Here is a 13,672-nt window from a genome sequence, read left to right as displayed (position 1 = left end):
TCATCCGTTCATCTTATGTCCAAGAAGCCAGTCGCCGCGCCGTTCATCAAATTCTTCAGCGAGATCGACATGGATGACGTCGCCATCGTCGGCGGCAAGAACGCCTCCTTGGGCGAGATGTTCCAGAATCTCACCAGGCGCGGCATCCCGATTCCCGACGGTTTTGCCGTGACCTCCGCGGCTTACTGGCATTTCCTCGACCACGCTGGCATCCGGCCGAAGATTGCGGCGATCCTCAAGGGTCTGGACGTCAAGGATGTCGAGGATCTGGCCGAGCGCGGCGGACTCGTGCGCCAGGCGATTCTCGCGGCCGAGGTTTCGCCGGAATTGCGCCAGGCCATTTCCGCGGCTTACAAGAAGATGTGCGCCCGCTATGGCGGCCAGGAAGTGGATACGGCCGTCCGGTCTTCGGCGACCGCGGAGGATCTGCCGGGCGCTTCTTTCGCCGGCCAGCAGGATACCTATCTCAACATCAAGGGCGACTTCGCTCTGCAGGACGCGGTCAAACGCTGCTTCGCGTCGCTTTTCACCAACCGCGCCATCGTCTATCGCGTTGAGAAAGGCTTCAATCACATGAAAGTGGCGCTATCGGTCGGCGTTCAAAAGATGGTCCGTTCCGATCTCTCCTGCGCCGGCGTGATGTTCTCGATCGACACGGAATCCGGTTTCAAGGACGCGATCCTGATCAACGGCGCGTACGGCCTCGGCGAGAGCGTGGTCCAGGGCAAGGTCAATCCGGACCAGTTCTACGTCTACAAGCCGACCCTGCTCCAGGGTTTCCGGCCGATCGTCGGCAAGACGCTGGGTATGAAGGAGACTAAGATCATTTACAGTCTTGAGGGCGGTTCGACCATCCGGACCGTGCCGGTTTCCGCCGAGGATCGTCAGCGTTTCTGTCTGACCGACGACGAGATCCTGAAGCTCGCGAAGTGGGGCACGATGATCGAGGAATATTATTCCAAGCGCGCCGGCCACCTGCAGCCTATGGACATGGAGTGGGCCAAGGACGGCAAGACCGGCGAGCTCTTCATCGTCCAGGCGCGGCCGGAGACGGTCCAGGCCGAACGCGACCTCAACGTCATCGAGGAATATCTGCTGAAGAAGCGCGGCCGGATCCTGGCCACCGGCCTGTCCATCGGTTCGAAGATCGGTTCCGGCAAAGTGCGGGTCATCAAGGACGTCCACGACATGGTCAAATTCCAGGAGGGCGAAGTGCTCGTGACCGAGATGACCGATCCGGACTGGGTGCCGATCATGAAGAAAGCCGCGGCCATCATCACCAATAGCGGCGGCCGGACCTGCCACGCGGCCATCGTCTCGCGCGAGATGGGCACGCCGGCGGTCGTCGCGACCGTGAACGGGACAGCGGTCCTGAAGGATGGCCAGGAAGTCACGGTCTCCTGCGCCGAGGGCGAGCAGGGCAAGATCTACGAGGGGCTGCTGCCGTTCGAAATGCGCCGCACCAAACTCAAAGGCTTCAAGATCCCGGAGACCGCGCTCATGCTGAACGTCGGCGAGCCGGAGCTGGCTTTCGAATATTCGTTTCTGCCCCAGCGTGGCGTCGGCCTCGCCCGCACGGAGTTCATCTTCACCAATTACATCAAGGTCCACCCGCTGGCGCTCCTGAATTACGACAAGCAGGACGACGAGACGCGCGCCAAGATCGACGAGATCACCCGGGGTTACGCCGACAAGACGGGCTTCTTCGTTGACCGGCTGGCCGAGGGCATCGGACGGCTCGCGGCCGCCTTCAATCCGAAGGACGTCATCGTCCGCATGTCTGATTTCAAGACTAACGAGTACGCCAATCTCATCGGCGGGCGCGCCTACGAACCGGTCGAGTCCAATCCGATGATCGGTTGGCGCGGCGCCTCGCGGTATTACGACGAGAAGTACAAAGCCGCGTTCCTGCTCGAGTGCCGGGCCGTGCGGAAAGTGCGCGAGGAGATGGGGCTCAAGAATCTCATCGTCATGATCCCGTTCTGCCGCACGCCGGAGGAGGGCAGGAAAGTGCTCGCGACCATGGCCGAAGCCGGCTTGGTCCGGGGCAAGGACGGCTTCAGGGTCTACGTAATGGTCGAGATCCCGTCGAACATCATCCTAGCCGACAAGTTCGCGGAGATCTTCGACGGTTTCAGCATTGGGTCGAACGACCTGACACAGCTCACGCTCGGCGTCGATCGCGATTCCCAGTTCGTCAGCCGGCTGTACGACGAGAGGAATGACGCGGTCTATGATTCGCTGCGGCACGTCATCCGCGTCGCCAAGGAGAAGAAGGTGAAGATCGGTATCTGCGGCCAGGCGCCGTCGGATTATCCGGAGTTCGCGCAGTTCCTGGTGCGGGAGGGGATCGACAGTATCTCGCTCAATCCGGATTCGCTGCTTAAGACTTCGGTGGCGATCGCCGAGACCGAGGAGCAGCTTCGAAAGCCGGCCGCGAAGAAGCCGGCCGCCCGTAGTAAGCCCGCCAAAAAGAAGAAATAGTCCGAATCAAAACACCCCGCCTGGAGCGGGGTGTTTTAACGTTGTTTCAGCCGAGTTTGTCGAGCGCGGAATCCAGTTCGTCGTCATTGGCTGAGCCGAGATCGAGACTCGGTTCGGCGGCGATCTCTTGAGCTCCCTTGATCCGCTGCAATTTCTCCTTGATCAGCGAATCGATGGCCTGCATGGCGGCGTGGGTCATTTCCTTGTTGTTGCTGCCGAGGCGTGCGGCCAGTTCCAGTTGTTTGCCCGGCAGGTTCGTATCCCATTCGTCCGCGGCGCCGCGGATGTTGTCTTCGACGAATTTTTGGACCTCGGCGTTCTGGCGGAAAGCGGTCGTGTCGGCCTGGAATTTCTCTTCCGTGTCCATGGCGCGCTTCTCGGCGCTCGCCGCGAGTTTCAATTGATCGGCCGACGAACGCTCCGTGGTCACGGCCAGTTCCTCGCCCAGACCGGCTCCGAGGCTGTCGATCTCCGCGTCCGAGATGTCGATCTGCCCGCTTTTTTTGGTGGCGAGCTCGTGCTCCGTCTCCTGCATCTGCAGGTATTCGGCGATCATGGTTTCGGCCGCCGCGGCGTCCAGAGTCGGATCAGCCGCGATGGTCTCGGCAATGGCGTTCTGGCGCCGCGCCTCGACGATCTTCTCCTGGAGTTCATCCGGAATGCCTTGCTTGGCGCCGTGGATCTTCAGATCGAGGATCTCGCGGCTCGCTTTGGAAACGGCCTGCCGGGCCCGGTCAGCCGGGCTCAGTCTGGTTTCCTGTTTCTGCGCGGCGGGAATTTCAACAGCCTTGGCCAGCTCGTCGTCGCTCGCTTTGTTGATGTCGAATTGCGAAGGAGTCATACGTTCGAGCATAATTTTGGCCTCAAAATTCAATTACTGCTCTAAATATAGCATAAAAAACCGCTCTTGTCAATCCTGGCGCAAAAGAAAAAGGCCACCCGCGTTGCGTTGCGGGCGGCCGGTTAAGGAGCGGTTACAGCAAGAGGAAGCCTGACGCGACGCCGAAATCGTTGTAGACCGCGCTATCCTCGGAGACGCCGAGGTAAGCTTCTTTTCGGTTGAAAGCCAAGGATGGCGCAAAGAAGAACTGATCAGCATCAATGGCGTACTCGTCGCCAGCGCAGTCGACCTGGAGCTGTTTCTGCTTGATCAGCTGCTGCCGCTCAGGATGAGTCAGAAGCATGCATCCCACAGCGAACACGCCGAGAGCGAATTCGTCGACATTCATCGTCTCGCGGGCCCGGCGAGCCGAACGGCCGCGGTGGCGAAGACCGAATTGGGCGGGGACGACGAGGATGTCGTGTCCGAACTGCTCGTCGCCGAGTCTCTGGAAGGCCCGCGTCGTCTCGGCGAGCTGGCGCAGATGGCTTCTTCCGATCGGGCGGTGATGGATATTGAAATTCCACGTGGGCCAGAAGGATCTGAACATTCTTTCCACGGCATCGGTGTAGGAGGATCCCAGCTTCTCCCACCTCGGGATAGCGAACCACCCTTCGGTGTTCGGCGGCAGCGGCCGTGTGGCCAGCTTCTTGTCGTATGTCGCGTTCCCGAGTGCCGGCAAGCGTTCTAAGAGGATCGCGACTTGCTCCGAGATCGGTTTCGGCCCCTTGTATTCTTCCGGGTACGTGCAATCAGAGAGGATCTCCTCACGAAGGAATCGGGTGCCGGAGAATTCCCGGATCGCCGCCATGATGGACGATTGGAATTTGCCGCCGTTCGCGATGAGCCTCTGAAGTTCGTCTTTGCTGAGGCTGGTTTCCGCGAGAGCTTTGTCTGCGGCGTCTTCGATGAATCTTCTGAATTGCTTCTGCTGTCCGTCGGTCATGGACGTGATCGATCGCGTCGTCATCGTCATCTCCTGGGTTCTGGATCTGCCGGAGTCGCTCCGGCCGGCGGCTTCCTCTTTCATGAGGCAGCGCGCCGGACACAACCCGGCTGTCGGCGGGAGTGGGGGCCTTTATGCCCGAGGCGCTGTCTCATGAATGAATTTTTAAAGAACCGTTTCGCTTGCTAAAGATAAGCAAAGATCAGGGGTCGCGTCAATGATGTGCGTGGGTCCGAAGGTCCCGCTTTCTGTTATTACGATATTGTGAGCGGGATCCACGCCTGTCATGGCGGGAGATTCGAACCCTCGGTCTGGCCGCAGTACTGCGGCCCGTGTTAACCGGGCATCCTGGCGAGATGCGAAAAAACGCCCTTCTTCGGGCGTTTCTTCGATGGCGGGGCATTGTGGACGACATTAGAACCGCGCTCATGGCATCAAGATATGGCATGTAGCCCGATTCCATTTTAAAATAGCCGCGTCTCATCCTTATCAGGTTTTTCAAATCTATTGCTCGTTCCCCTTTGATACAATGATCGGAGATGAATTTACTGAGCAATCCGACGTAGACGTACAGGAGAAATCCAGGCGCGAGAGAAATTGCATGACAAGATCAGGGGTCTTATTATCATCGCTTGCATCAAAACCACCCTGGAACGACACAATGAGAAGCCGGCCGTTTACGATCGTATACGCGTCGTATCCGTAGACAATAAAAAGATTGAGGCCCGAGGTTTTTCCAGGTTGGAGATAGTAACGTGTTCCATTGATTGATTCGAAACGTCCTGGAAGGGGGTAATAGGGTCCGGGTATTCCCAATCCGTTCAATACGTCCTCAATGTCCGTTGTTTTTTCGAGCCGAAACACTCGAATACTGATTTGCTGCGCATTCAAAATACTGTCATGAAGTGAAGTGAAATAAAGGCTCTCGATTTCGGGAAATGAAGCATGATTAACATTCAGGTCAGATGTCCATACTTGATTCACCAACTGTGCACCTTTCCCGTAATAGCCTTCTTTCGGGTATGAAAAGGTAACCCCAGTACCAGGAACGGTCGTCTTAGCGTCATAGGCGATCTTGGAGAGATCGACCAACGACCCCGCCGGCACCGGAGGAGCCTTGGTAATCGCGGGCGCTGGCGTGGATGGCTTCGGTAATGCAAAACGTACAAAGACAAGCGCAAGCGCCATGATGGTCAGGATGCAGATGACCGTGATTTTCAATCGTTTTATCATAAGGCGGTCTCAAACATTTAACACTCTTATCTCTATTATCCTAATTGTATCAGTATGTCGCAAGATCATCTCGTAGTAAGTGTCTTTCAAGAAAAAAGGGGAGGCATGAAACCCTCCCCGAAATGCGTCATATGTACATGAGCATCAACATCCGCCCGTATATGCGCATTTAAGAACGCGATAGGCACCCAGATTGCTGTCGCTATCGCCGCTGCCGAAGGCCATGCTATGTGATGAGATTTGTTCCGTCCCGTTGCCGCCGGACCAGTTCGAATCCAACACGATGACCTGGGAACTACTGATCTTGCGAACTATGATCAAGGCGTGTCCGTAGGGTCGCCGGAGGTAATCCCCTTCGACGATATTCGCATAGGTCGCCGCAGGCATGAGCGTGCCGTTGGGGTCGCTTGCCGCGATCGTGGCGTCGTTCGGGAATGACTTCCAAGCGTAGCCCGGGTTTTGGTACGTGCCAGAGCGGTACGCCACCAAGTTCATGAATGGCTTGCATTGTCCGCCACGATGGTGAATGCCGCCCGTGCATGTGCCTTGGCAATCGTAGAGGCTCGCGGTGTCCAGATCGCCGTACGTAAGACTACAGGGCCCGTAGTTGTTGGTCTGCGGAGAGTTTGTCTTTCTGCACGACGTCCACCAGCCTCTGATTCCGTAGTTGTAGGTGTTATCCAACAACTTTCCCCACGCTCCCAGATCGTTGGAGATGTACGCATACGTCCCGTACGTCGTCCCCGTCGGCCAGTTGGTCTCGTTGTACGTCCACCAGCTGCCGGACATGGATTGCGAGCACTCTTGGATTACGCGCGTATGCGCGGAATCCAGGGCTTGCGCGACGGTGTCGACGGAATCGAGAAGGTTGTCCGGATCAATGGTCTCGTCTTCGGTCCCGCAACCAGTGAGGGCGCAGAATGCAAGCACTTCGCAGACGGCCAAAACTTGTTTTTGAATGAGCGATTTCATCTCTCGTCTCCTGTTTTCGGTTGCCCCAAACGAGTGCTTAGGGCGCTCAGTTGAGTGAGCGGGGTGGAGTATAGCGGATAGCAAAAAAAAAATGTCAAGAGCCCCCGTGGTCGACCACGTAAAGACTACCTTTCAGGCAGTCCACGTGGTACGTAAAAACCACAGCTTGCGCTGCGGTTTTTACGTGGCGGGTCCGAAGGGATTCGAATCCTCGGTCTGGCCGCAGTACTGCGGCCCGTGTTAACCGGGCTACACCATGGGCAGGAGCGGCAAAATAAAAGAACCGTTCGACATGAACAGTTCTTTTATGGCGGGTCCGAAGGGATTCGAACCCTCGGTCTTCTCCGTGACAGGGAGACGTGTTAACCGGGCTACACCACGGACCCACGCGCGATCAGTTGTCGGATGTACGACCTCTGTTTTGATCAGGATGATTGGCATCGAACCCTCGGTCTGGCCGCAGTACTGCGGCCCGTGTTAACCGGGCTACACCACGGACCCACGCGCATTTATCAACCAATCAATGTATGATTTCCGTTTCTTTTGCTTGATCTGATACTCGCGTTTTTTCGCCTCTTGCGGCGAAAGGAAAGTTTCCGTATACACCAGTTTCCACGGACCCCTTCCTCTGGTAGCAAGACTTGTTCCCGAATTGTGTTCGATCAGTCTCCGGTGAATATCTCCAGTGACTCCGATATAGTAGTTGCCTTTTGTATTTTTGATGACGTAAAGGGTGGTTATCATGCGGATTCGAACCCTCGGTCTGGCCGCAGTACTGCGGCCCGTGTTAACCGGGCTACACCACGGACCCACGCGCGATCAGTTGTCGGATGTGCTACCGCTGCTTTTAGCAAAAGTATCGTAGACTATTTACGTTTTTTCATCAAGACCCCGGCCTGGCAGAGCCGGTTCCGCGCGCTCGGATAAGAAAAACCGCCGAGCTGAGAGCTCGGCGGCTAGTGAGGGACCGAACTGGACTTAAGGCTGTTTGACGCAGCCGCTGAAGACGAATTTGTCGCCGTCAACGACCTGGACAGCGGCCTGAGTGCAGTCGATGCTTCCGGTTCCGGAGTTTCCGGCGGTCGGCAGCTGACCCTTTCGGTCGAGGTTGGCAATGATCGCCAGGAAACCGCCGATCGCCAGAGCCATGACGGCCCAGACGATCTTCTGTTTCCAGTTCGGGGTCGAAACGTCCTCGTTCTGGAATTGCGCATTGTCTTCGCGGTCCCGGAGATTTTCCGGCTCGACCGGCTTGGACAGCGGTTCCGTCTCGGGTTCCGCTGGGGGCGTCTCCGGCGGGGGAGGCGCTTGCGGCTCGACCGGCTCGATCTGTTCGGCCGGCGGCAGGTCTTCATCGACCGCCAGTTCTGCCGCCAACAGCGTCTCGAACGACGATGTCGGCGCCGGTGATTCCGTCGCTGGCGCGGAGACCTTGGATTGGTCCGCCACAGCCAGTTCCTCATCGATCATCTGCGAGATGTCGCTTGTGAAGTCGGACTTCGGCGGTGCTGCTGGGGAAATCTGTCCCGTGAACGAGACTTTCTGCATCGTTTGCCCTTTCTGTTCGCGGCGGCCGATCAGACAATCGATCGTATACGGCCCAGCCGCTTCGGGAATGAATTCCGCGATCGCTTCGCCGGACCAATCAGTCCGTTCGTCGCGATGCGTGAATTTTCCGCGACCCTTGATCAGCCGGAAGTGCACCGGCATGTTGATGAGCCCGCACTCTTCCTTGAGCCAGACCTGGAGAGGCTGCAGGGGTTCTCCCACGCAACCTTGCTGGTCGGTTCCCTTGGTCGTGATCTTCATGACCCGTTCCTTTCGTTTTGCTCGGCGGATGGAGACTGCCGAGGCCGGCGGTTGGCCGGCGGTCGGCAGGTTCCCGCGAGGCGATGATCACTTTCCGTTGAACATCGCCTTCGCACATTCCGTGAACACCAGTTGATTGCCTTCGACGCGCCACTGTCCCGGTCTGCAGTCCGAGGCGTCGACGCCTTTGACGGCCGGGACGATGACCGTGACGCCGCTTTTCGTCTTGCTGTCGACAACGCTGGCGATGCCGTAGAGTAGGAGGCCGACCAGCAGGATGATGAAAGCGCCGAGGGTGGTCCGACCGGCACGCTTCATCTTCTGTTCGTGCTCGGCTACCTGTTGAAGTTCGGCACCAGCTTCCAGATCATCGATCTCGCGTTCGTTCGGCATGGGTTCCCCCTCGGTTACGACTGGTTGGATCTCGGACGGTGTCGTTCCGTTCTTTTTGGTCATGACGTTCTCCTCTTCTGAAAGGGTTGATCGTTCCGTGAATTTTCAACGAACTGAAATTTTGGCCTGGTTTCAAGCACAATTCTTGAAACGGCTAACTATAGCAGAAATAAGGCGGTTTGTCAAGATTGGGAGTGATAAAGTTACGGAGTCAGGGAGTGACGAAGCCCTCCGGCATTCCAGCACTCCGGCACTCTCCCGTTCGTAAAGAAAACCGCCGGGCCGCGAAAGGCGGTCCGTCCCCGGTGCCTGACACCGAGGGGACAGGCACCCTAGGTCATGGCATCATTTTTAAGCTCATTTGATGATGCTTCGGTGTCAGGCACTCCAGGTGCCTGACACCGAAGGACGGAGATGCGTCGTTCGCGAACGTATCCCCGGACTCCTGCACTCCGTCTCTCCAGCACTCCGTCTCTCAAAAAACCGCCCCGTTAAGGGCGGTTTTTTCTGCGTCACTTACTTCTTCGTCGCGGCGATCACGGCCTTGAAGGCTTCCGGATACTTGGCGGCGAGAGCGGCCAAGGACTTGCGATTCAGGGTGATGCCGGCTTTGTGCAGGTCGCCGATGAGCTTGCTGTAGCTCAGGCCTTCGACCCGGGCGGCGGCGCCGATCCTGGTCTGCCACAGTCCGCGCATATCGCGCTTCTTGAGCTTGCGGCCAGTGTAGGCGTTCTTGCCGGACTTGTAGACGGCCACCTTGGCGAGCTTGATCTTGCTCTTGCGGCCCCACATGAAGCCCTTGGTCTGGGCGAGCAGGTTCTTGCGGCGCTTGAGGTGGAGTTTTCCGCGTTTGACTCTCGGCATAACAGTTCGGTGTTACGGTTGGCGGCGTTAGATGGCTTTTTTGACGTTCCGGGCGACCCGGCCCTCGAGCTGCGAGTCGCGGCGCTTGTTGCGCGTGACCTTGCCCGGCTCGCGGGAATTGTAATGGTCCTGTCCGGCGACCCGCTTCAGGACTTTGCCGGTCCTCGTGATCTTGAATCTTTTCGAGATGGCTTTGTGGGTTTTCATAACGTTGGTCAGCGGTTCGTGATCTCGTCCGCTTCTCAAAAGGCATTAAAACGGGCTCTGGGCCCGCCAGCCGCGCTGAGCGGCAACGCCAGGATATTACGCTTTGCCGATGATGCTTGTCAACTGTCCGCCCTGGCGAGTGATCGGTTGCTCGACCTTCACGGGCATTTCCTTGTTCACCGCGGCCACGAATTGCTCGATGATCTTCTGGGCTAGTTCGCCGTGCCGTTTCTCGCGGCCGCGCAGGATGATCTCGACTTTCACCTTGTCGCCGTCGTCGAGGAACTCCTTGGCCTTGTCTTTACGGATGTTCAGATCGTGTTCGCCGATGCGGACCGAGAGGCGGATGCCTTTGACCTCGACCGTCTTGACCTTGGATTTCTGCTTGCGGATCTCCTTGTCCCGCTCGTATTTGAATTTGCCGAAATCAATGATCTTGGCGACCGGCGGTTCGGCCTTCGGCTGGATGATCACCAGGTCCTGTTCGCGTTCCCGGGCCTTCTGGAGCGCCTCGGCGGACGTGATCACGCCCAGATGTTCGCCGTCGTCGGTGATGACGCGCAGTTCGGGGAAGCGGATCTGTTCGTTGATCAAAAAGATGACTGCTGGTTCCTTGGGTTTGAAACGTCTCCTGGAGATGCGCAAGGCCGTGGGGGTTAAGATGACTACGTTGATTATGGAGGCTATCTTAGGCCATTTTTGGACAACTGTAAAGCCCGCGAGCCACCAGCGACTAGTCACTAGTGACTGGTTGCTAGTTACCAGTTGCCGCGGTTTGTTATATCATGGGCAGTGATATGGATCGATTGAGGCAGAAATTGGCTGATCTGGGGCGTTCGACCGTCTTTGTTCCGGTCGTCTTGTTCGTTTTGTCTTTGGCGGCTTATTTGCCGACCCTGCCGCGCACGGTGTCCTTCGAAGACAGCGGCGAGTTCGTCACGGTCGCGGCGGTTTTGGGGATCCCGCATCCCTCAAGCTACCCGCTTTACGTGCTTCTGGCTCACGTCTTTTCCTGGCTGCCGTTCGGGACGATACCCTGGCGGATCGCGTTGTTCTCCGCCGTCTGCGCCGCCGCTGCCGTGGCCGCGGCTTACTGGATCGCCGAGCGCGCCTATCTCGCGCTTCGGGGGAGCGTGAGCTGGCTGGAGAAGATCGCCATCGCCTCGATATTGCTGCAAGCGGCGTATTCCAGCGTCTGGTGGGGTCAGGCGCTCTATGCCCAGGTCTACCCGCTGCACGCCTTGCTGCTCTCCCTGGTCGTGGTCATGCTGATCCGTTACGCCGCGGCTTCCAGCCCTCGTCGGCTCTTCTGGTTTTTCTTATTCGTCGGCCTGGCCGGCGCCAACCACCTTTTTTTGGCCGCCGCGTCCTTGCCGCTCGTCATCCTCGCCGCCGTTTTGATTGAGCTGCGCGCATGGACATCTGGTCACGCCTGGCGCTCGGCCGTCGGCGGCTTGGCGCTCGGTCTCTCACCGTATCTGTATCTGCCGCTGGCTGCCTGGCTTGGAGCGCCTTTCATCTTTCAGCCGGCTGAAGGCTTGAGCGGATTTTTGGACCTGGTGTTCCGCCGCCATCAGGATTTCGGCCTGTTGTCCTACAACAAGATTAGTCTGGTCGGAGTGTCTTTCTGGCATCTCGCCGTCTATCTCGGTCCGCTCGTGATCGGCTTGGCCGCCGTCGGTGGTTTCCTGCTGCTGCGGACGCGCCGTCTTCGGGTCGCCTGGGTCGCGGGTCTGGCGTCGCTCGGCATAGTTTTCGGAGCGCCGCTCACCCAATTATTGCGCGCTTCCGCCCTGAACGAGACTACTGAATATCTGGCGCGGGTCTACTCGGTCGGCGGCTACTTGTTCCTGGCTGTCTTGGCTGCCGTCGGCGCGGCCGCGGCCGTGCGATCGCTCACTGAGCCCGGGCGGCGGCTGTTCTTGCGGCTGGCCGCGGCGGTCTTTCTTTTGGCGCTGCCCATCCTGTTCATCGCGAACAATCTGGTCCAGGTCGCGGCTTATTCCGACGGTTTCGTGGAGGCTTACAGCCGCCGCGTTCTCGAAACTTTGCCGCCGGACGCGGTGCTCGTGGTCAAAGGCGGCGTCTTCACCCACGACACGGTTGTTCTCTCTTTGGCTTATCTGCGCGTCGTCGAGCATCTGCGTCCCGACGTGACGATCGTCGAGGATTCCGGCATGAGCTGCTTCACGACGCCGGTGTTGCCGGTGCCGTATGACGACGCGAATCTGCGCGTCGAGCAGAAGCGGCTGCTCGCGGCGGTCCTGGCTGACGAGCGTTTCGCCGGGCGGCCGCTCTTCCTCACTTTCGCCGCGGATTCGCTGGTGTCCGGCTGGCGGTCGCGCGCCGACGGTTTGCATTTCGAGTTCCTGCGTGACGGCACGCGCCGCGATCCTGGTCCGGGTTTCGAACCGCCAGTCCTGCCCGCCGAAGCCGAACTCGCGGATCAGCCCGCGCTGCGCCAGTTCGTTGCGAACGTTCTTTATGCCAAGGCCGCCCGCGCCATCGAGGCCACGGCCGACAGCCAGCGCTCGCTGGACGATCTCACGCGCGCCATGCGTTACGACCTCGTCCCGGGCAGCGCTGATTACCAAGGGTTCGTCGCGCACCGTTTTTCCGTCCTCAAGGATCGCGGCCTCATCGCGGACGATCCGACGGTCCCGGTCGAATGACGCCAGCCGCGGCATTGAGCGGGGGAGTGTTCGGTGTTACAGTGCGGATAGCCGAATTTTATGCCCAGATTGGCCGAGAACAAAAAAGCGCATTATGACTATCAGATCCTCGAGAAGTTCGAGGCTGGTTTGGAGCTCCTGGGTCACGAGGTCAAGTCCGTTCGCGACGACAAGATGAGCCTGACCGGATCATTCGTGACCCTGAATCGCGGCTCGGCCTGGCTCATGAATGCTCAGATCCCGCCTTTCCCCAAAGCCGGACCGCTGCCGGGGTATGACGCCCGGCGCACGCGCAAACTCTTGCTCCACAAGCGGGAATTGCTGAGACTTATGGGAAAAATGGAGCAGAAAGGATTGACTTTAGTGCCTCTTTCTGCTTATACTAAGGGGTCGCGCATCAAATTAGAGTTCGGTCTGGCGCGCGGCAAGAAGCAGTATGAGAAAAAGGAGACGATCAAGAGGCGCGAGCTTGATAGGGAGGTGCGCCGCGCGATGAAGTAGCTGGTTAGCCCGATAGCTGATAGCAGTTGGCCATTGGCCATGAGCCGTCAGCTAAGCAGCCAATCAGCCGCCTGGGGATGCCAGGCATCGATGGGAGTTTTTTTCACGGCATGCGAGCCGAGGACGTCCGTTACCTCGTAAATCAACGGATACTGAACAAGTGCAAACTTGGTCAATCGGGTGAAGACCGCCCTGGCTAACGCCTTCGCGCCTTCATTCGCTCCGGTTCTCGCGTAACGCGCGAACCCATCGGCCCCGCTGACGTCCGATAAGCGGGATCCCGGTGTCATCTATCGGACAGAGCCTGACCGCGGCCCCGGCGGACAGGCCGACCATTGCAGGGGATAGGTCCGGCGGGTTTATTCCGTTTCTCACCGCCGAGCCGAAATACCAAACGGAATACGCTTGTAGAAGTGTCGGGAAATACCTCGCCAGACGGGAGTTCAAATCTCCCCATCTCCACCAATCAAAAGTGGGCGACGCTAGTCGTCCGCTTTTGTTTTATGGGGGAGATTTGAACTCGGGCGCGAGAGGTCCGCCCGCTAGCGGGCGGACCGGTGCGCAGCGCCCCGGGGCCCGAGTCGGAGCGAGGGATTCAAATCTCCCCATCTCCACCACCGAGCTCAGCTCGGTTTCAAAAGATGAAGGCGAAGCTCAGCTTCGCATTCTCTGATGAAACAACCGAGCGATCAGAGCGAGGTGCGGCCAGCT

13 protein-coding genes, 1 tRNA gene and 1 other RNA gene are annotated in these 13,672 nt (G+C 58.4%); 4 read left to right on the top strand and 11 right to left on the bottom strand.

The features are described from left to right. The first annotated feature begins 15 nt into the window (after positions 1-15). Positions 16-2,484: a phosphoenolpyruvate synthase gene (gene ppsA / locus WCT10_02030; GenBank protein ID MFA6603603.1), complete on the top strand. Its 2,469-nt coding sequence runs from the start codon at positions 16-18 to the stop codon at positions 2,482-2,484. A 46-nt stretch (positions 2,485-2,530) separates the two neighbouring features. On the opposite strand, the gene WCT10_02025 is transcribed toward ppsA, so the two are convergent. From WCT10_02025 to infC, 11 genes are all read right to left on the bottom strand, one after another. Continuing rightward, entirely contained in the window at positions 2,531-3,337 is an 807-nt protein-coding gene (locus WCT10_02025) for a hypothetical protein (protein MFA6603602.1), read from the bottom strand. Between the two features lie 121 nt (positions 3,338-3,458). Continuing rightward, positions 3,459-4,394, bottom strand: a complete 936-nt coding sequence (locus WCT10_02020) for a hypothetical protein (GenBank protein ID MFA6603601.1) — start codon at positions 4,392-4,394, stop codon at positions 3,459-3,461. Positions 4,395-4,814: 420 nt separating this feature from the next. Further along, a complete protein-coding gene (locus WCT10_02015; protein MFA6603600.1) occupies positions 4,815-5,531 on the bottom strand; it encodes a hypothetical protein in 717 nt (238 codons plus the stop codon). A gap of 156 nt (positions 5,532-5,687) precedes the next feature. After that, positions 5,688-6,515 carry a hypothetical protein gene (locus tag WCT10_02010; protein ID MFA6603599.1) on the bottom strand — a complete coding sequence of 276 codons (828 nt, stop codon included), beginning with the start codon at positions 6,513-6,515 and terminating at the stop codon, positions 5,688-5,690. Between the two features lie 308 nt (positions 6,516-6,823). Beyond that, positions 6,824-6,901 (bottom strand) — tRNA-Asp (locus WCT10_02005). A gap of 100 nt (positions 6,902-7,001) precedes the next feature. Next, complete coding sequence (locus WCT10_02000) at positions 7,002-7,256, bottom strand: GIY-YIG nuclease family protein (protein MFA6603598.1); 255 nt, start codon at positions 7,254-7,256, stop codon at positions 7,002-7,004. 237 nt (positions 7,257-7,493) lie between these two features. Beyond that, positions 7,494-8,324 (bottom strand): hypothetical protein, encoded by an 831-nt coding sequence (locus WCT10_01995; GenBank protein MFA6603597.1) that lies wholly within the window; start codon positions 8,322-8,324, stop codon positions 7,494-7,496. A gap of 87 nt (positions 8,325-8,411) precedes the next feature. Beyond that, positions 8,412-8,780, bottom strand: coding sequence for a hypothetical protein (locus WCT10_01990; GenBank protein ID MFA6603596.1), 369 nt, complete (start codon positions 8,778-8,780; stop codon positions 8,412-8,414). 453 nt (positions 8,781-9,233) lie between these two features. Beyond that, entirely contained in the window at positions 9,234-9,581 is a 348-nt protein-coding gene (gene rplT / locus WCT10_01985) for a 50S ribosomal protein L20 (protein MFA6603595.1), read from the bottom strand. Between the two features lie 27 nt (positions 9,582-9,608). Further along, entirely contained in the window at positions 9,609-9,788 is a 180-nt protein-coding gene (locus WCT10_01980; GenBank protein ID MFA6603594.1) for a 50S ribosomal protein L35, read from the bottom strand. Between the two features lie 96 nt (positions 9,789-9,884). Further along, positions 9,885-10,382 (bottom strand): translation initiation factor IF-3, encoded by a 498-nt coding sequence (infC, locus tag WCT10_01975; protein ID MFA6603593.1) that lies wholly within the window; start codon positions 10,380-10,382, stop codon positions 9,885-9,887. Positions 10,383-10,585: 203 nt separating this feature from the next. On the opposite strand from infC, the gene WCT10_01970 reads away from it, so the two are divergent. From WCT10_01970 to ssrA, 3 genes are all read left to right on the top strand, one after another. Then, positions 10,586-12,460, top strand: a complete 1,875-nt coding sequence (locus WCT10_01970) for a DUF2723 domain-containing protein (protein MFA6603592.1) — start codon at positions 10,586-10,588, stop codon at positions 12,458-12,460. A gap of 60 nt (positions 12,461-12,520) precedes the next feature. Next, positions 12,521-12,961: an SsrA-binding protein SmpB gene (smpB, locus tag WCT10_01965; GenBank protein MFA6603591.1), complete on the top strand. Its 441-nt coding sequence runs from the start codon at positions 12,521-12,523 to the stop codon at positions 12,959-12,961. Between the two features lie 73 nt (positions 12,962-13,034). Continuing rightward, positions 13,035-13,426, top strand: a transfer-messenger RNA (tmRNA) gene (gene ssrA / locus WCT10_01960). Positions 13,427-13,672 lie beyond the last annotated feature (246 nt).

Source organism: Patescibacteria group bacterium (assembly GCA_041667185.1).
Taxonomy (GTDB): Bacteria; Patescibacteriota; Patescibacteriia; order SG8-24; family SG8-24; genus JBAYFM01.
This window is presented reverse-complemented; position numbering and strand designations above follow the sequence as displayed.